The sequence below is a fragment of the Trueperella pyogenes genome (genome assembly GCF_001070855.1).
Lineage (GTDB): Bacteria > Actinomycetota > Actinomycetes > Actinomycetales > Actinomycetaceae > Pauljensenia > Pauljensenia pyogenes_A.
Genome location: NZ_JVLH01000006.1, coordinates 1 through 15,708, shown reverse-complemented (window position 1 = coordinate 15,708; position 15,708 = coordinate 1). Strand labels below are relative to the sequence as shown.

Annotated in this window: 15 protein-coding genes; 9 read left to right on the top strand and 6 right to left on the bottom strand. The window is 54.3% G+C overall.

From position 1 onward, the window contains the following. Positions 1-12 precede the first annotated feature (12 nt). Both ADG72_RS01455 and ADG72_RS01450 read left to right on the top strand, forming a co-directional pair. Positions 13-546, top strand: a complete 534-nt coding sequence (locus ADG72_RS01455; RefSeq protein WP_048711659.1) for a DUF5998 family protein — start codon at positions 13-15, stop codon at positions 544-546. Beyond that, a complete protein-coding gene (locus ADG72_RS01450) occupies positions 536-1,678 on the top strand; it encodes an alkaline phosphatase family protein (RefSeq protein ID WP_048711658.1) in 1,143 nt (380 codons plus the stop codon). Before ADG72_RS01455 ends, ADG72_RS01450 begins: the two co-directional genes overlap by 11 nt. Here the strand turns inward: ADG72_RS01450 and sepH are convergent. Continuing rightward, complete coding sequence (gene sepH / locus ADG72_RS01445; protein WP_048711656.1) at positions 1,675-2,646, bottom strand: septation protein SepH; 972 nt, start codon at positions 2,644-2,646, stop codon at positions 1,675-1,677. The two genes, ADG72_RS01450 and sepH, sit on opposite strands and share 4 nt — an antisense overlap. A gap of 173 nt (positions 2,647-2,819) precedes the next feature. Here sepH and ADG72_RS01440 point away from each other — a divergent pair, with 173 nt between their 5' ends. From ADG72_RS01440 to ADG72_RS01425, 4 genes are read left to right on the top strand one after another with little or no spacing between them, the layout of a single operon-like run. After that, positions 2,820-3,122: a DUF4193 domain-containing protein gene (locus tag ADG72_RS01440; protein ID WP_019126066.1), complete on the top strand. Its 303-nt coding sequence runs from the start codon at positions 2,820-2,822 to the stop codon at positions 3,120-3,122. 18 nt (positions 3,123-3,140) lie between these two features. Continuing rightward, positions 3,141-3,785, top strand: coding sequence for a DUF3710 domain-containing protein (locus tag ADG72_RS01435; protein WP_048711654.1), 645 nt, complete (start codon positions 3,141-3,143; stop codon positions 3,783-3,785). Continuing rightward, on the top strand, positions 3,778-4,155 hold the full coding sequence (locus ADG72_RS01430; protein WP_048711652.1) for an OB-fold nucleic acid binding domain-containing protein: 378 nt from the start codon (positions 3,778-3,780) through the stop codon (positions 4,153-4,155). Before ADG72_RS01435 ends, ADG72_RS01430 begins: the two co-directional genes overlap by 8 nt. After that, on the top strand, positions 4,145-4,816 hold the full coding sequence (locus ADG72_RS01425; RefSeq protein ID WP_048711650.1) for a DUF3159 domain-containing protein: 672 nt from the start codon (positions 4,145-4,147) through the stop codon (positions 4,814-4,816). The genes ADG72_RS01430 and ADG72_RS01425 overlap by 11 nt, the downstream gene beginning before the upstream one ends. Positions 4,817-4,825: 9 nt before the next feature. Here ADG72_RS01425 and ADG72_RS01420 read toward each other — a convergent pair whose 3' ends face one another. Both ADG72_RS01420 and ADG72_RS01415 read right to left on the bottom strand, forming a co-directional pair. Beyond that, positions 4,826-5,509, bottom strand: coding sequence for a potassium channel family protein (locus ADG72_RS01420; RefSeq protein WP_048711648.1), 684 nt, complete (start codon positions 5,507-5,509; stop codon positions 4,826-4,828). Positions 5,510-5,512: 3 nt separating this feature from the next. Then, positions 5,513-6,163 (bottom strand): potassium channel family protein, encoded by a 651-nt coding sequence (locus tag ADG72_RS01415; protein WP_048712045.1) that lies wholly within the window; start codon positions 6,161-6,163, stop codon positions 5,513-5,515. Positions 6,164-6,285: 122 nt separating this feature from the next. Here ADG72_RS01415 and ADG72_RS01410 point away from each other — a divergent pair, with 122 nt between their 5' ends. Next, positions 6,286-8,274 carry an APC family permease gene (locus tag ADG72_RS01410; RefSeq protein ID WP_048711647.1) on the top strand — a complete coding sequence of 663 codons (1,989 nt, stop codon included), beginning with the start codon at positions 6,286-6,288 and terminating at the stop codon, positions 8,272-8,274. A 14-nt stretch (positions 8,275-8,288) separates the two neighbouring features. Next, on the top strand, positions 8,289-9,551 hold the full coding sequence (locus ADG72_RS01405; RefSeq protein ID WP_048711645.1) for a class I SAM-dependent RNA methyltransferase: 1,263 nt from the start codon (positions 8,289-8,291) through the stop codon (positions 9,549-9,551). A 110-nt stretch (positions 9,552-9,661) separates the two neighbouring features. Here ADG72_RS01405 and ADG72_RS01400 read toward each other — a convergent pair whose 3' ends face one another. Beyond that, positions 9,662-11,659, bottom strand: a complete 1,998-nt coding sequence (locus ADG72_RS01400; protein WP_048711643.1) for an alpha/beta hydrolase family protein — start codon at positions 11,657-11,659, stop codon at positions 9,662-9,664. A 149-nt stretch (positions 11,660-11,808) separates the two neighbouring features. Between ADG72_RS01400 and dxs the strand changes: the two genes are divergently transcribed. Continuing rightward, positions 11,809-13,716 (top strand): 1-deoxy-D-xylulose-5-phosphate synthase, encoded by a 1,908-nt coding sequence (gene dxs, locus ADG72_RS01395; protein ID WP_048711641.1) that lies wholly within the window; start codon positions 11,809-11,811, stop codon positions 13,714-13,716. Here dxs and ADG72_RS01390 read toward each other — a convergent pair. Both ADG72_RS01390 and ADG72_RS01385 read right to left on the bottom strand, forming a co-directional pair. Further along, positions 13,702-14,940, bottom strand: a complete 1,239-nt coding sequence (locus ADG72_RS01390) for an HRDC domain-containing protein (RefSeq protein ID WP_048711639.1) — start codon at positions 14,938-14,940, stop codon at positions 13,702-13,704. The genes dxs and ADG72_RS01390 overlap by 15 nt on opposite strands. A 3-nt stretch (positions 14,941-14,943) precedes the next feature. Beyond that, on the bottom strand, positions 14,944-15,492 hold the full coding sequence (locus tag ADG72_RS01385; RefSeq protein WP_080978626.1) for a DUF3000 domain-containing protein: 549 nt from the start codon (positions 15,490-15,492) through the stop codon (positions 14,944-14,946). Between the last annotated feature and the right edge of the window lie 216 nt (positions 15,493-15,708).

Genomic DNA, 15,708 nt, shown 5'->3' with positions numbered 1-15,708 from the left:
TAGAATTAGACGGTGAAATTAGATCGCGATATCGAACGTGCTGGCTTCTTTCCTGACCTTGCAATTCGAGCCGTTCATCGCCTGCTTGGTAATGAAGAGGTCCGCGCATCGCTTGTGCAGGTTGAGGCGGCATTCGATCGTGGGTCAATGTTCCGTCACTTAACAGTTCTTGTTCTCACTCAGAGTTGCTTCATTCAGGTGCACGTTGATGAGGGGGATAACCACAGCGCTGTTGTAGTTTCGGCTGCCCGTCCTATTCGTGCGATATCGGGAGTCTCAGTTCAAGAGGTGATTGCTGATCCCACTCAAGGACATGAGGTCTCTGAGATGACGATCAGCATCGATATGGGCTCTCAAAAGCGCAGTGATATCGAACAGTTGCGCTGTGATGATCCGACATGCCAAGCCGATCACGGTTTTATGGCGCGTAGCTATCCCGATGATATTTCTCTTCGAGTCTCGCAGCTAGCAGATGGCTCACGGACATATACGGATGCTCAAGTTTTGGTTGATGCTCTTCTTGAGGTGGTCCGCAATGCTCACTGATCATCTTCGCGCTACAGGAGCTGCCTTACCGAGCGCGGATGATTTTCGCCTGACGCAGGTGATTCCCGCAGTGATGGGAGCAGTCGAACCCGAACTGTCTCTTGCGCGCCCCGATCTTTCTTCAAGTTTGGGATTGGAACGCGCGAAAGCCGCAGTGGTGATTCTGGTCGACGGCCTGGGCCTCATTCCTTTGATGGATCACTTAGGACACACGCGAAACCTTCGCGGACTCCGGGATGAGATCCACACTGCTTACTCAGTCGTCCCCTCGACAACGGCTGCAGGTATTACCGCCTGCGGAACAGGTCAGCTTCCTGGTCGTACCCGCATGGTTGGTTACAGCGTCCTTCACGGAGAGCACCTCTTTAACCTTCTTGCCTTCACGGATGGGATTGATCCAACGCAGTGGCAAGAATGCCCGACCTTCTTCGAACAACTTTCTGCTGCCTCGGTTTCGTGCGCAACCATCCTTCCAGCCAAGTTTGCTGGCTCTGGACTCACTTCAGCCGCTCTTCGAGGTGCTCGTTTCGTGCCGGCTACCTCATGGGAAGAACGGTGCCGGGCTGCAATTGAGCAGATTCGCTCCGGGACCAAGTTGGTTTATCTCTATTGGTCTGACATCGATGCTGCGGGCCATGCGCATGGGGTTGGATCAGGCCGGTGGAGTGATGCCTTAGAAGACTTCGATGCAGGACTTGGGTATTTCCTGAGCTCTCTTCCAGACGACGTTCGCGTTGTCCTCACTGCCGACCACGGCATGGTGAATATTGATTTTGGTCAGCTGTATAACGTTGCTGAGCTTTCTCCTTTGAGCGAGGGCGTGCGCGCAATCGCTGGGGAAACACGAGCAGTTCATGTTCATTGTCTTCCGGGTACGAACGAACTGCAGGTACGCAGCCGTTGGGAAGAATTCCTTGGCGAGCATGCATGGGTAGTGGGAGCTGATGAACTACCAGATCTGATCGGTACGGGCCCGGGTCTTGCTGAGAGTGGAGATTTCGTTGTCTTCTCACGAGGCCGTGGTGGGGTAGTCGATAGTCGTACTCAAAGCCCGGGAGCAATGACACTCATTGGCGTCCACGGCTCCTTAACACCCGATGAAATGCTAATTCCGCTAGCGGTTCTTGCTTAGGGACGCGAGCCGAAAACGATCTCGTCCCAACTGGGAACCGAACGCCTCTTCGACTTCTTCGCAGCAGCAGGAGCCTGAGGAATATCTTCAAGCTGTTCGAGCGGCAGAGGCTGGTCTTCGACGGCCTCTATTGTCTGTGCAGGTTCCTTTACCTCTGGAGAACTTTTTCGTGCCTCGGTTAGGGAATGGATACGCGCTGCCAAAGATTCAACCCCGGCGGGTAGATGTGGACGCTCCTCGAAAATCTCTTCTTCGTCTTCCTCATCATCCAGCTCGTACTCAATTTCTTGAGGCTTGCCGCGTTGAGCATTGAGCTGCTCGACCAGCGCTTCACGTTCTTCGATATCAGAGCGATCCGCAGAGACAACGGGTGCTGGAAGAGGGAGCGAAGTAAAACTCTGGACTCCGGTCGGGGAAGCGGTCTCGGTCAGCCAACGGGCTTCTTCGTCAATGGCCTCGAGATGGCCGGAAGACTGTAAACGCCACTGTGCACCGTGCTCCACGGCGCCTTGGATGAAGGTCAGATGAATCACCCACGGGGAATCCGCCTGACGCGATGCTGACCAATGCAAGGAATCGGGGGAGACCCCACGGGCTGCCAAGCGATCAACCACCAAGTCGCCCATAACGGGGGAGTCGGGAAGATTTCCAATAGGGCTGGAAAGAGCGCGCTGAAGCGCATAATCCTTCTCTGCCTGAACGGGAGCTTCGAAGCGAGTGATTTGCGAGACCTCAACATTGTGTTCGCGTGCGATATCGACGGCTCGTGCACCAGAACGAAGCAAGGCTTGGATTTCACGAGGACGCAAGGGCTTATCTTCGGTAATCGCCTCGATACGCGGACGATCGCGACGGACAGCGCCACGCAGTTCGCCTGTGATCGGGGTGGTGTAACGACGGCCTTCACTATCTGTGAATACCAGTGTTTCTTCGTCAGCACCTACTCCGAGAAGATCAAGATCGATCATCGCTTTTCCTCCTTGCTTCGTGGTCAAATTTTCTCAAAGATGGCGTTAAAATCTTTGATTGCCGGGGCGCGTGTCCTTTTCAGTAGCGCGTAAACTTTCAACGTGTTACCCTGCAGCGCAGCGAATGTGTTACGCGGGAGCGCAATACATGATGAGAGAAAAGGGAGGGCAAAATGGCCACCGATTACGATGCACCTCGTAAGAATGATGACGATGTTGCTGAAGACTCCATTGAGGAGCTGAAGTCGCGTCGCAATGATTCTGGTTCGGCAAATGTCGACGAGGATGAAAATGAGGCCGCAGAGAATTTTGAGCTTCCCGGTGCAGACCTTTCGAAGGAAGAACTGACGGTTCACGTTGTCCCCAAGCAGGATGACGAATTCACCTGCTCGATGTGCTTCTTGGTCCATCACGCTTCTCAGCTCGCCTACGTCGATGACAATGGACAGCCCGTCTGCACTGAGTGTGCTGGCTGAGCGTGAGATAATTCAGTTATGTTCGGACGTTCACGCAAGGAAGACACTGTTCAAGAAGAGGTAGAAGAGGAAGTACGCCCCCAGCTCTACGACGAGTCAGAACTGTGGCAAATCCCCGGCCCCCGCGAAGAATACGAAGTTGATACCTCGGTTGATTATGTCGACCTAGGTTCGCTGCGTATTCCTGCCGTACCGGGCATGCAGATTCGTGCACAAGCTGGCGAAGATGGTCAAAGCATCATTCGAATTATGTTGGTGCTCGCTTCTTCGGGACTCCAGTTCTCTATCGCCGCTGCGCCGCGTTCGGGCGGAACTTGGGATGAACTTCGTCCGCAGATTCGCGCTGCCTATGAAGAGGGCGGCAGTACAGTTAGCGAAAAGCACACTCGCTACGGTGATGAGCTTGAAGTTGACGAGGCAGTGACGCTTCCCGATGGGAAGAAGGGCACCACGCGGACCCGAATTATCGGACGTGAGGGTGAACGTTGGTTCGCGCGAATCGACATGGTCGGCCCTGCAGCATTGGGCGGTCAAGAAGCTGATGACTTCGAGGAACTCATCGACCGCGTTGTTGTCGTACGCGGCGATGAACCCCGACCACGACTGGATCTGTTGCCACTTCATCTTCCCGATCAGAACGCAACACGAGTTCCCAATGTTTAAGAAGCTCATCGACCGCGCAGTGAAAAGGCTTTCACTGAGTCGTGAAGACATCGACGCTAACGATGAAAAACAGAGCCGGGAAGAACGTGGGCGTTTAGCCGTCGCTGACGTGCAGGATCGCCAAAAAGCTGTTCTCTTCGGGACGATTCAGTCGGTTACCTACTACCCGGAAGATATTCGTCCGCTGATTGATGCCACTCTCTTTGACGGAACAGGGACAATTGTCCTTCGCTGGCCTGGACGCAGCGACATCCCCGGAATGCATGCGGGAGTGCACCTCGAAGTGGAGGGAACAATCGGCGTCAGTAATGGTGTGAAAATTATGACGAACCCGCTCTACCGTCTAATTGCTGAGGACAATGTCGAATAACCGATACGCATGGCTTGCCCAAGATCAATTTTCGGCCTCTAACGTTCTTGGGGGAACGCGCGGTATTGCCGAGGCCGTGGTTCCTGGCCTCGTATTTTTAGGCTGCTACCTACTCAGCGGTGCGCTTCTATCCTCTGCGATCGCCTCGGCCCTGTGTTCGGTGTTATTTGCAATCATCCGCCTTATTCAACGACAGTCGATTGTCCAATCTCTATCAGGGCTTCTTGGGGTTGGGATTGCTCTGGTATGGGCACTGGTCTCGGGGAAGGGTATTAACTTCTTTACCTGGGGCCTTGTGACAAATGCAGCCTGGGCATTGGTCTTACTGGTCAGCTTGGTTATTGGTTGGCCTCTAGTTTCGGTACTTTTTGCACTCTTAACTGGGCGTCCTATTCGTTGGGTCAAGGAGCCGCAAGCGCGCGATCTTGCAGTTAAATGCGTATGGCTGACCTTGGCTTGGTCTGCGGTCTTCATCATCCGCTTGGCTGTTCAGGTACCCCTATGGCTGAGCGAACAAGTCGCGTGGCTTTCAGCAATGAAAATCGTGTTGGGAATTCCGCTTTTCATTCCTGTTGCTTGGCTCACGTGGTGGCTCTTGAAGGATGATTTCCGGCTGCATCGTGCGCATTCCGATTCTGCGCAGAATGCTGAAGAGGACTAGCTCGTATCTCTAGGCCTCGGATTCTACTTCCCGCGTTAGCATGCGGTTCAGGGCGGTTAGAACCTGACCTCCGCGATCTGAAATCAGCAGAACAAGTTCATCACCAGCCTGGTAGGAATCATCTGCCTGAGGTGCAAAAGGCGCGCCGTCACGCAAGAGCGCGCTCAAGACAACACGCGGCGGGAATGCGACATCGCCAATGCTTCTGCCAATGATTGGTGAGTCGTCTGGCAAGACAAAGGCGTACATCGCAGCCTGTGCAGAGTGGAAGGCAAAGAGCTTCACCGGGGTTCCGACAGAGATTGCTTCCTCGACCAAGGCAGTCATAATGCGCGGAGTCGAAACGGGAACGTCCACACCCCAAGAGGCGTCGAATAGCCACTCGTTCTTTGGATTATTTTGGCGTGCAACAACACGTGGGACAGCGAATTCAGTCTTCGCAAGAAGCGAGATCACCAAATTTGCTTTGTCATCTCCGGTTGCTGCCAAGACGACATCGGCATCACGCACTCCCGCTTCCGAAAGTGCTTCGGGGGAGCATGCATCGGCAAGAATCCATTCGGCATCAGCCACTGAAGCGACACGCAGCTGGTCGGGTTTTTTATCGATGAGGGTCACGTCGTGACCGTGATCGAGCAGTTCAAGGGCTACCGAGCGTCCAACGGATCCAGCTCCGGCGATAACAATCTTCATCTCTTAGTCCTCTAAGCGTGGTGCGCGTGTCAAGATGTCACGCAGGGGGAGCGGATCTTCACCAGAGATTGCGAAATACAACTGGTCATGTTCTTGTATGACCAACTCTGGGCGGGCGGGAAGAATCGTTCCTAAGCGAGAGACAAAGGCAATCCGTTCACCCGTCAAGTTCTCGACTGTGGGGAAAGAAAGTCCGTACCAATCAGCGATTGGAGTGGCGGTGACCAAAGAAACAAGTCCGGAGGGGTGCGTCCATGTCACAGCGGCATCAGGCGGCATTAGGCGACGAAGCACCGATTCAGTCGTTCGTTTGACCGTGGCAACCGTGGGAATCCCCAGGCGTTCGTATACGAAGGCCCGTTCTGGGTCGTAGATTCGAGCAACGACACGCTCGACATGGAAAGTTTCGCGCGCAACACGGGCGGCAATGATATTCGAATTATCGCCATTTGATACCGCAGCAAAGGCGTAGGCATCTTTAATTCCCGCTTGTTTTAAGGCATCGCGATCCATGCCAAGTCCAGTGACTCGGCGGCCCGAAAAGTCCTGAGAAAGGCGTTGGAAAGCCTTGGAATCAGAGTCGATGACTGCGACGGAGTGTCCCTGCGCATCCAAAATAGTGGCAAGACTGGCGCCGACCCGGCCGCATCCCATAATCACAAAGTGCACATTCCAACGCTACTCGCACAAAGCGGTCATGGCATCTGTTTGACTCAAAAGTCGCTCTGTACGTGTCCAAAAGTGACGCTCTGTCATCCAGAGGATACGCTTAAGAGGTGTCATCATTCGTTGAGTCCGCAAAACGCGTTTTAATCGGACGTCCTATTCGTTCCAAGGCGGCGGCCCGTCAACTTCTCCCTAAGAGACTTGCTCTTCCGATTTATGCTTCCGATGCGCTTTCGTCTGTTGCCTACGCGCCGGACGAAATTCTGCTGACCCTTGCATTGGCAGGGTCGCTTGCTCTCATCAAGTCGGTGTGGGTCGGTGTGGTTGTTGCCTGCGTTTTGGCTGTCGTCGTTTTGTCTTATCGTCAAACCGTTCACGCCTACCCTTCAGGTGGCGGCGACTACGAGGTTGTCACAACGAATCTTGGCCCCAGTTGGGGACTTCTTGTGGCCTCGGCGCTTCTCGTCGATTACGTATTGACAGTTGCGGTGTCGATCTCTTCCGGCGCAAACTACCTGACTACGATCTTCCCGGGTTTGCGCGGTTCAGAAGTTCCCATTGCGGTTGCACTGATTATTTTCCTGACTCTGGTCAACCTTCGAGGAACACGAGAAGCAGGAACCGCATTCGCGATCCCCACCTACGCTTACATGATCGCAATCGCCGTGATGATCAGTGTTGGCTTTGTGCGACTATTCATGGGGAATCTTCCAATGGCGGATAGCGCTGCCTATGACATCCACGCAGCAAGTTCGCACCTCGACGGGCTCACCGGTTTGGGTGGGGTTTTCTTGCTGATGCGTGCTTTCTCTTCTGGCTGCGCGGCCTTAACGGGGGTTGAAGCCATTTCAAACGGCGTCCCGAACTTTAAGCGTCCTAAGTCGCGTAATGCAGGAATTACCCTGCTGATGCTCGGCGGTATTGCCGCTTCGATGATGATCTCTATCCTCGTACTAGCGCGTTATACGGGGCTGCAGATGGTTGACGATACCTCGATGGTTTATCTCCACGGTAGTGCCCAACCTGATGTGCACTTTGCTCCTGTGATTAGCCAATTGGCCTCGACGATTTTTGGCGACGGCTCATTACTTTTTATTTTCGTGACCGCAGTGACGGGCTTTATTTTGATCCTTGCGGCAAACACCGCTTTCAACGGCTTCCCGACCCTCGCCTCGGTTCTTTCGCGTGACTCCTTCCTGCCTCGTCAGCTCTACAAGCGTGGTGACCGTCTGTCGTACTCCAATGGCATTATGGCGCTTGCTGTGGGCGCCTCGGCATTGGTGATTCTTTTCAATGCAAGCGTGACCCGGCTAATCCAGCTCTACGTCGTCGGTGTCTTCGTTTCGTTTACGCTTTCCCAACTGGGGATGATTCGTCACTGGAATAAACGCCTTCGTCTTCCCCAAAATGGCAGTGACCGCAGCAAGGTGCTTCGCTCGCGTTCCGTGAACATCATCGGCTTTATGATGACCGGATTCGTTCTTGCTGTCGTTCTGGTCACGAAGTTTACCCACGGCGCATGGATCACCGTTTTGCTCATTGCTCTGGTCTTCACCATCCAGCGTTTAATTCGGCGTCACTATGACACCATTCGTGGCCAGCTGCGGGTGGAGGACTGGCATACGCGGCGTGCGCTACCTTCACGCGTTCGCGCTTTGGTTTTGGTCTCGAATTTATCGAAGCCTTCAATGCGTGCCATTGCGACGGCGCGCGCACAGGCTCCCATCAATTTGGAAATTGTTTCAGTCGTCTCTGACCTCGAGGAAGAAAAGCATATTCGTCGCGAATGGAAGGAATCAGGTCTTCCTGTTCCTTTGACGCTGGTCGCCTCACCATTTAGGGACATCACACAAGTCGTCATTTCGTATGTACGCTCAAGGCGTCAGCGTTCACCAGAAGAAATGCTGGTTGTGTATATTCCAGAGTTCTTGGTTCGACACTGGTGGGAGAACATTCTCCATAACCAGATGGCGTTGCGGTTATCTCGATCTCTTCTACGAATTCCCGGCGTCGTGCTCACCATTGTCCCCTGGAAGCTTGGCGAAGATATCCAGGTCGATGGAACCCAGAGCGTCAATGATCCATTCAAGCGCCAGTGAGGAGAGATTTACGTATGAGCAATTCTGATGAACTCATCGAGCTCACGATTGGTGCGCCTGCGCATGGTGGTGCCTGCGTTGCACGCGATGATTCCGGACGTGTGGTTTTTGTTCGATTCGCCCTTCCAGGCGAGAAGGTGCGCGCACGTGTCATCGATTCACATAAGCGTATGTTGTGGGCCGAGGCCGTTGAGATTCTTGAGCCCAGCCCTGATCGAATTCCCAGCGTGTGGCCAGCAGCTGGCCCCGGTGGCGTAGGTGGGGGAGAACTCTCCTTCGTCACTCCCGAAGGCGGACGTCACTGGAAAACCGATGTTCTAGAAGACCAATTGCGGCGTATCGGCCGTGAGCGTGTAGCCGAGCAGGTCGAGGCCATTGGGGGAGTGAGCGTTCAGCCGGCACCTGGTGATGAGAACCGTGAAGAACTTCTGGGACGACGTACACGTATCGAGTGCGTCGTGAATAAAGCTGGCCGACTTGGTATGCGCCGCTATCGCTCGCATGAGATCCAGGTACTGGAATCGATGCCTTTAGCTGCCGAAGAGATCAATGAACTCGATGTCTGGGAGGGGAATAATGCTTTTTCTCACCTTCCCGAGGGCTCGCGCGTCCGTTTGATTGCTGCTCCCGGTCAGCCGGCACTGATCTGCACGGATGAGGGCTGCTGGGATGCTCAGGCAGATGCGTGGAAGGGACCGGTGACGTGGACAGTTTCCCGCGAAAATGGAGCGGATCAGTATCGCGTTCGCCCTCAAGGTTTTTGGCAAACGCATCGTCGTGGAGCCGAAGTTTTGGCTCGAAATGTTGAGGATATCGTCGCCTCGCTCGGTGCTTCCCGGATGATGGAGCTTTACTCGGGGGCAGGACTCTTTTCGCTGCCGCTGTCACGCCTTGTGGGCAGCGCTGGTCGCTTGGTTACCCTTGAGGTTGACGAGGCCGCCGTTGCAGATGCCGTGGCAAACGTTGGTAGTGATGTGCTTGACGCTTTTGTTGGCGACTGTGATGCTCCTGCGGTGCGCGAACTCAATAGTGAATTGGGGGGTGCGGAGATTATCATCGCTGATCCTCCACGATCCGGAGCTGGCAAAGAAGTCTGTCGTGCGATGGCCAGTACCGGGGCAGAGCACATTCTGCTTGTGTCCTGTGATCCCGCTGCAGCTTCGCGTGACCTGCATGATCTTCTTGAGGTGGGCTACCAGATCACCGATATGCGTGCCTGGGATCTATTCCCCTACACGCACCACTTTGAAGTGATGACGGTACTAGAGAGGATCTAGAGCTCTTCTTTGGACCTTGATTGAAGGAATATACCTATCAGTTCCAATGCGGTTGGGGGCAGGCTCTCTGGCCTGCCCCCAACCGCATCAATCTTCGTCTTGGACGAGCTTTAGAGGTTTTCGATCTCGAGGTTCACGGGTACCTTTGCGTCTAGCTTCCAGACTTGAGAGTAGAAGCTGAGTTCGCTTTCCCAAGAATCCTTAATGTTTGCTGCCGAATGGAATCCATGGCCTTCGCCCGAGTAGAGACGCAGTGCCACGGGGCGACCGCTGTCACGAAGGGCCTCGAACATGGATTCTGCCTGCGAGGGAGGAACGACCTTATCCTCGGTGCCCTGTAGCAGGAGGAGTGGTGCGTGGATCTGATCGACCTTGTTGATTGGGGAACGCTCGGCCCACACGGGATCAGAAAGATCATCCGATCCGATAAGGAATTGGTCGTAGTGAGACTCGAACTTATGGGTGGTTGCGTCGAGTAGCTTGAGGTCACCAATACCGAAAAGGGAGGTGCCAGCAGTAAACACATCGCTGTCAGCAAGGGCTGACAAAACTGTGTAACCACCCGAAGAGCGACCCCTGATCGCAATGCGCTCAGGATCAGCTAGTCCTTGGGAAACCAAGTACTGTGCTCCTTCAGCGCAATCTTGAACATCAAGCACGCCCCAGTGCCCATTAAGGCGCTGGCGGTACTTGCGACCGTAGCCAGTTGACCCGCGGTAATTGACGTCAAGGAAGGCGAATCCACGAGAGGTCCAGTATTGGACAGCAATTGATAGCCCTGGTCGAGCAGAGGAAGTCGGTCCTCCGTGAACGTTAACGAGGAGCGGAGGAAGAGATCCCTCGGGAGCAGAGAACTCGGGGTTCTTCGGTGCGTAGTAGAAACCGTGAACAGTCTCTCCGTCACTGCTGGTCCATGAAACTGCCTGCGCAGCTGAAATCAGATCATCGCTCAGGTGTTCTTGAGAAGATGAGCGGAGGACTCGAGATGCCCCACCAGAAACCTCAACGATTGCGGGCTCATGGGTTGTCGAATCGGCGAGGGCAACAACACGGCCTTCGTAGCAAGCGACATTTCCGGTCGGCCACCAAGGAGTGCGCCACTCTTCACACATACCGTTATCTAGACGAACAGTGCCCAGATGCCAGGTCCCGTTTTCTGCCCATGAGCAAATGAGGTTTTCGTAGTCGAAGTTATCGTATGAATGAAGGCCAAGCTGCCAGTGGGGATGCGAGAACGCACGCGCACTGGGGTGCAAGGGGCGTGTGCGAAGACGCGTCATCCAAGCAAATTGATCTTCGTCCTCGTTCCACTGGAATCCCTCTGTGCGATAGAGGTTTGCCCAGCCGGAGGAATCATCAACGTGGATCAGGTCCCCGTTAAGAGTCCAACGTGGTTCATAAACGCAGACCTCTGGCTTATCAACCAAAATCAACGAGGCTGCGATCTTGCCCTCGAAATCTAATGAGCCAACGTGGAGCGCGGAGCGTGTCCATGCCATGTTGGGGTGGTTCCATGAGAGCCATGCGAGCTTGGTTCCATCGGGACTCAAGGTCGGCGATGAGACGAAGTCAGATCCACCAAAAATCGGGATGATTTCGAAAGCATTGCGCGCTGCGCGTCCGTCCAGGGGAATTGCGACAAGGGAGTTGACTGGTTCACCGGGATTCGAATGATCTTCTGCGATCGCATAAACCAAACCGCGAACGTCAGCGATTTCGAAGTCACCGTAGCGGACTTTACCCAAAGGAGTGAGCGGAACCAGCTGGCGCCTCGGATCGCGGGTGTTGAAGGCATAGACACGACCGTCGAAGCCATCAGAAAAGACGATGAAACCGTCAGAAACTGCGTATGCTCGTCCGCCATATTCATGGACACGGGTGCGGACGTCAGGCAAACGGATACCATCAATAAGCGGAAGAACTTCTGAGATTTGCCCCATCGAATCCGCGCGCAGAAGAGTATTTCGACCGTTATCGCGAGGGTTACCCTCGACCCAGTAGGTATCGGTTTCGTCGACGCGAACCTGTGACAGCTGCACTGATGTCTGAGTGTAGGAATCGGCTTCGACCGGAGAGTCCCACTGTCCATACGGACGTTGCACGCTCATCGTGTCTCCTTCTCTATACGTCAAGTCGTCGCACCTTCATTCTAATTCCTGCATTGATAACGTGCTTTGAAGTCCGATTGCACTTCACACTCGTCTTTTTAGCGCGCATCATTCGGCTCATCAGTCACCATGACACTAGAATCTTTCTCATGACCCATGCCCAAAATCAGGCCTCTTTATTGAGTACGATTTCTTCGCCCAGTGACCTGAGGCGTGTCCCAGCGGCAGAATTGGACGATTTAGCGGCACAGATCCGCACGAAGCTCATCGAAGACGTCTCAAAGACAGGCGGGCACCTTGGGCCAAATTTGGGCGTTGTTGAATTGACTATCGCTCTTCACCGGGTTTTCCGTTCACCTGCGGATACGATTGTCTTCGATACTGGTCATCAGACTTACGTTCACAAATTGCTGACGGGACGCCAAGACTTTTCGAAGCTTCGGCAAGAAGGTGGCCTATCGGGATACCCCAGTCGTGAAGAATCCGTCCACGATGTTCTTGAAAGCTCACATGCATCTTCATCACTATCGTGGGTCGATGGTATTTCCCGCGAAAAATCTCGACGCGGTGATCCGACATGGACGATTGGTGTCATTGGTGATGGTGCACTGACAGGTGGAATGGCTTGGGAAGCATTAAACAATATTGCTTCCGATCACAAGCGACGCGCGATCATCATTGTCAACGACAACGGGCGCTCCTACGCACCAACTATTGGTGCTGTAGCTCGCCATCTTGATCTTCTACGTTCTTCGCAAAATTACGAAAAGGCGCTGTCGTGGGGTAAACGAACTCTGATGCATTTTGGGGAACCTGGACGCGCAACATACGGAGCTCTTCACGGCCTCAAAAGCGGTATTAAAGATGCGCTCATCCCGCAGGCAATGTTTGAGGACCTCGGACTGAAGTACCTCGGACCCGTCAACGGCCACGATATTGCCGCCATGGAAGAGATCTTTAATCGTGCGCGAGCCTTGCATGAGCCGGTCCTGATTCATGTCATGACGCAGAAGGGACGTGGCTACACCCCCGCGGAAGAAGACATTGCAGATCGATTCCACGCAGTGGGGAAGATTCATCCGGAAACCGGACTTCCTATCGCGCCAACACGTTTTGCTTGGACCAGTGTCTTTGCTGACGAGATTCGTCAGCTCGCACACGAACGCGAAGATATTGTGGGCCTAACTGCTGCGATGATGTTGCCTGTTGGCCTGGGCCCCTTCAAGGAAGACTTCCCTTCGCGCGTGGTTGATGTGGGGATCGCGGAACAGCATGCGGTTGCCTCCGCCGCTGGAATGGCGTTCGCTGGAGCGCATCCGGTTTTTGCGGTGTATGCGACCTTCCTGAATCGAGCATTTGATCAAATCCTTATGGATGTTGGGCTTCACCACTGCGGTGTAACCTTTGTTCTTGATCGAGCCGGAATTACTGGTGATGACGGGGCCTCTCACAATGGAATGTGGGATATTTCGATGCTGAATTCCGTCCCTGGCTTACGCCTTGCTGCCCCGCGTGATGAGGCGACACTACGCGAAGAATTGCGCGAAGCCGTAGCGGTCGATGACGCTCCGACAGTCCTTCGTTATCCGAAGGGGGCCTTGACTGATCCAATTGTTCAGCTTCGTCGTGTGGGTGGCTGTGATGTCCTCAAAGATTGGGATGAGGGCGCTGAAGTCTCGAAGATCTGCATCGTTGCCTTGGGCTCAATGGTCCCAGCTGCCATGGAAGCAGCTTCTCTTCTTGAGAATGATGGCTTGGCGAGCGTGCGCGTGGTCGATCCCCGCTGGGCCCTTCCAGTTTCCGAGGCCTTGGTTGGCCTTGTCGAAGGAGCTGAGCTTGTGCTCAGCGTTGAGGATGGCTTAGTTGATGGCGGATTTGGGTGGTCGCTGCGTGATCTGCTTTCTTCGAATGTATCGACGCGATCAATCCCAGTCGTCACTGCAGGTATTCCAAAGGAATTTCTACAGCAGGCTACCCGAGCAAGCATTGTGACGACTCTTGGTCTTGACGCACAGGGCCTCAGTGAAAGAATTCGTCAGGCTTTAGCGGGAGAGTAGATCGGTGAGGGGAGTGGCCATCAACGAAACCTGCCAGGGACGTGCACCCTGCGCGGTGAGGAAATCGTCGACTGGCATACCCAATCCCTGTTGGGTATGTTCCCATGCCAAAGCGCGCTGAACCCGTGGCTCGAGGACAATTTCTGGGCTAATTTCTAGGGTTTCGGCTTGCTTAGCAACGGCCTCGCGAATCTCAAGAAGAAGCTCGTGTGCTTCGGCATGAATACGTTGCCAATGCCTGACGCTAGGAGTATGCCCGTCGTCTTCCGTTCGATGCCGGGGTGGAAGTTGGTTTTCTGGAAGGGCTAGTGCGCGAGTGACTGCGTCAAGGAAATGCTGCGCGTAACGTCGTGCCTGAGGTGAACGAAATTCGGCAATCGAAAGAAGATTGTGGCGAGTCCTTGGCGGACGTTGAGCAGCGTGGATAATTCCACTGTTTCGTACCAAGCGTCCGGGAGCAAGGTCGATTTCGCGCGCAATCGCATCGCGCTCGATCCAAAGCTCGCGTGCGATTGCAAGAGCTCGTTTGGAGGTCAACTTGCCAATGCCGGAAATCGAACGCCAACGATCTTTTTTCGGCGAAGGTGGGGCGGCCTCGGCAATGTGTGAAAACTCCTGCTGCGCCCACGAGGTGCGGCCAAGGTCATCCAAGCGCTCTTCAAGGGAGTCTTTAAGAGCAGTCAGGAGCTCAACATCAAGAACCGCGTATCGCAGCCAGTCCTTTGGGAGCGGGCGCACCGACCAGTTTGAGGCTTGGTGGTCTTTGACAAGTGTCAGTCCCAAGACTTGCTCACAAACCGCAGAGAGTCCGAAGTGAGTCATCCCGAGCAGGCGTGACGCGACTTGCGTATCGAAAAGAGCGGGGATTTCCAGGCCAAGTTCACGAAGATTTGGAAGATCTTGAGAAGCGTCGTGCAGAATCCATGTCGAGTTCATGCTTGCTTGAAGGCATTCGAGGTGGGGGAGAGCCGCAGTGTCGATCAGGAAGGAGCCAACGTCCTCACGCCGCAGCTGGAGGAGATAGGGCGAAGATCCGTAGCGAAACCCTTGAGCCCGCTCGACGTCCACTGCAACCGGAAGGGAAGAAGCTGAGAGGTCCTTAGCTGCCCGTTCCAAAGCACTTTGGGTGTCAATAATTTCTGGGATTCCATCGCGAGGGAAAGCAATGAGCTCAGGGTCCTCGCTGTCTCCCACGGCGATGCCGTAGGGATTCTCAATGAGCACGTTCTATGCCCTCTCAAGGAATCGTTGATTTTCAACACCGGCAATTCGACACATGAGATCTTGCCACGCCAGAAGATGCTCGCCAATCCAGGGGGTATTTGGCGTGAGCGAAACGCGAATCTCAACAGCGAGTGTCGACCCCATGAGGATCAAGCCTCCAAAAGATTCGCTCACTTCTTTGCTCACAGTGCCGGTAAGGTCATGGAAACCGGCACCGCGCTCTTCAAGACAGTCGTGAGTCCAGTTCCACAGTGCTTCAGAAAGCAGGGGATCGGAACTCATATCAGCATCAATTTGTGCACGGAGCTGTGCGACAAGACGGAATGGACCGTTCCAACCCATTTGTCCGTTGGGATCATGGAGGATAACAAAACGACCGAAGGAAAGGGCTTCGTCGTGGGCGGTTTGTGTCGTGCGAAGTGCAAGTGCAGCAGTGAAAGGAGCAAGTGCGCGCGGTGCGGGAACTTCCTCAATTTCGACATGAGGATGGACAGCACTGCGTAATGACATGAGTGCTGTTCGAAAATCCTCGGGTGGTGCCACTTCGATCACGTCCTCGACTTTATGAGTCTGTGTTATCTCGCAGCGGAAGGCGCGCCGCCGTGCGCTGAAAAAATCGGGTGTGAGCGGGGACACGCCGTCTTGATTTGTGTTCGAGGTGCAAACCCTGTTAGCCTTTCATCCGTTGCGAAACCGTTCCGGCGGTTTGATAACGCGGATGTGGCTCAGTTGGTAGAGCATCACCTTGCCAAGGTGAGGGTCGCGGGT

Excerpts from the sequence above, each read along its gene's own strand:
- ADG72_RS01450 (WP_048711658.1), top strand. The coding sequence starts at position 536 with ATGCTCACTGATCATCTTCGCGCTACAGGAGCTGCCTTACCGAGCGCG.
- sepH (WP_048711656.1), bottom strand. The coding sequence starts at position 2,646 with ATGATCGATCTTGATCTTCTCGGAGTAGGTGCTGACGAAGAAACACTG.
- ADG72_RS01440 (WP_019126066.1), top strand. The coding sequence starts at position 2,820 with ATGGCCACCGATTACGATGCACCTCGTAAGAATGATGACGATGTTGCT.
- ADG72_RS01435 (WP_048711654.1), top strand. The coding sequence starts at position 3,141 with ATGTTCGGACGTTCACGCAAGGAAGACACTGTTCAAGAAGAGGTAGAA.
- ADG72_RS01430 (WP_048711652.1), top strand. The coding sequence starts at position 3,778 with ATGTTTAAGAAGCTCATCGACCGCGCAGTGAAAAGGCTTTCACTGAGT.
- ADG72_RS01425 (WP_048711650.1), top strand. The coding sequence starts at position 4,145 with ATGTCGAATAACCGATACGCATGGCTTGCCCAAGATCAATTTTCGGCC.
- ADG72_RS01420 (WP_048711648.1), bottom strand. The coding sequence starts at position 5,509 with ATGAAGATTGTTATCGCCGGAGCTGGATCCGTTGGACGCTCGGTAGCC.
- ADG72_RS01415 (WP_048712045.1), bottom strand. The coding sequence starts at position 6,163 with ATGGGATGCGGCCGGGTCGGCGCCAGTCTTGCCACTATTTTGGATGCG.
- ADG72_RS01405 (WP_048711645.1), top strand. The coding sequence starts at position 8,289 with ATGAGCAATTCTGATGAACTCATCGAGCTCACGATTGGTGCGCCTGCG.
- ADG72_RS01400 (WP_048711643.1), bottom strand. The coding sequence starts at position 11,659 with ATGAGCGTGCAACGTCCGTATGGACAGTGGGACTCTCCGGTCGAAGCC.
- dxs (WP_048711641.1), top strand. The coding sequence starts at position 11,809 with ATGACCCATGCCCAAAATCAGGCCTCTTTATTGAGTACGATTTCTTCG.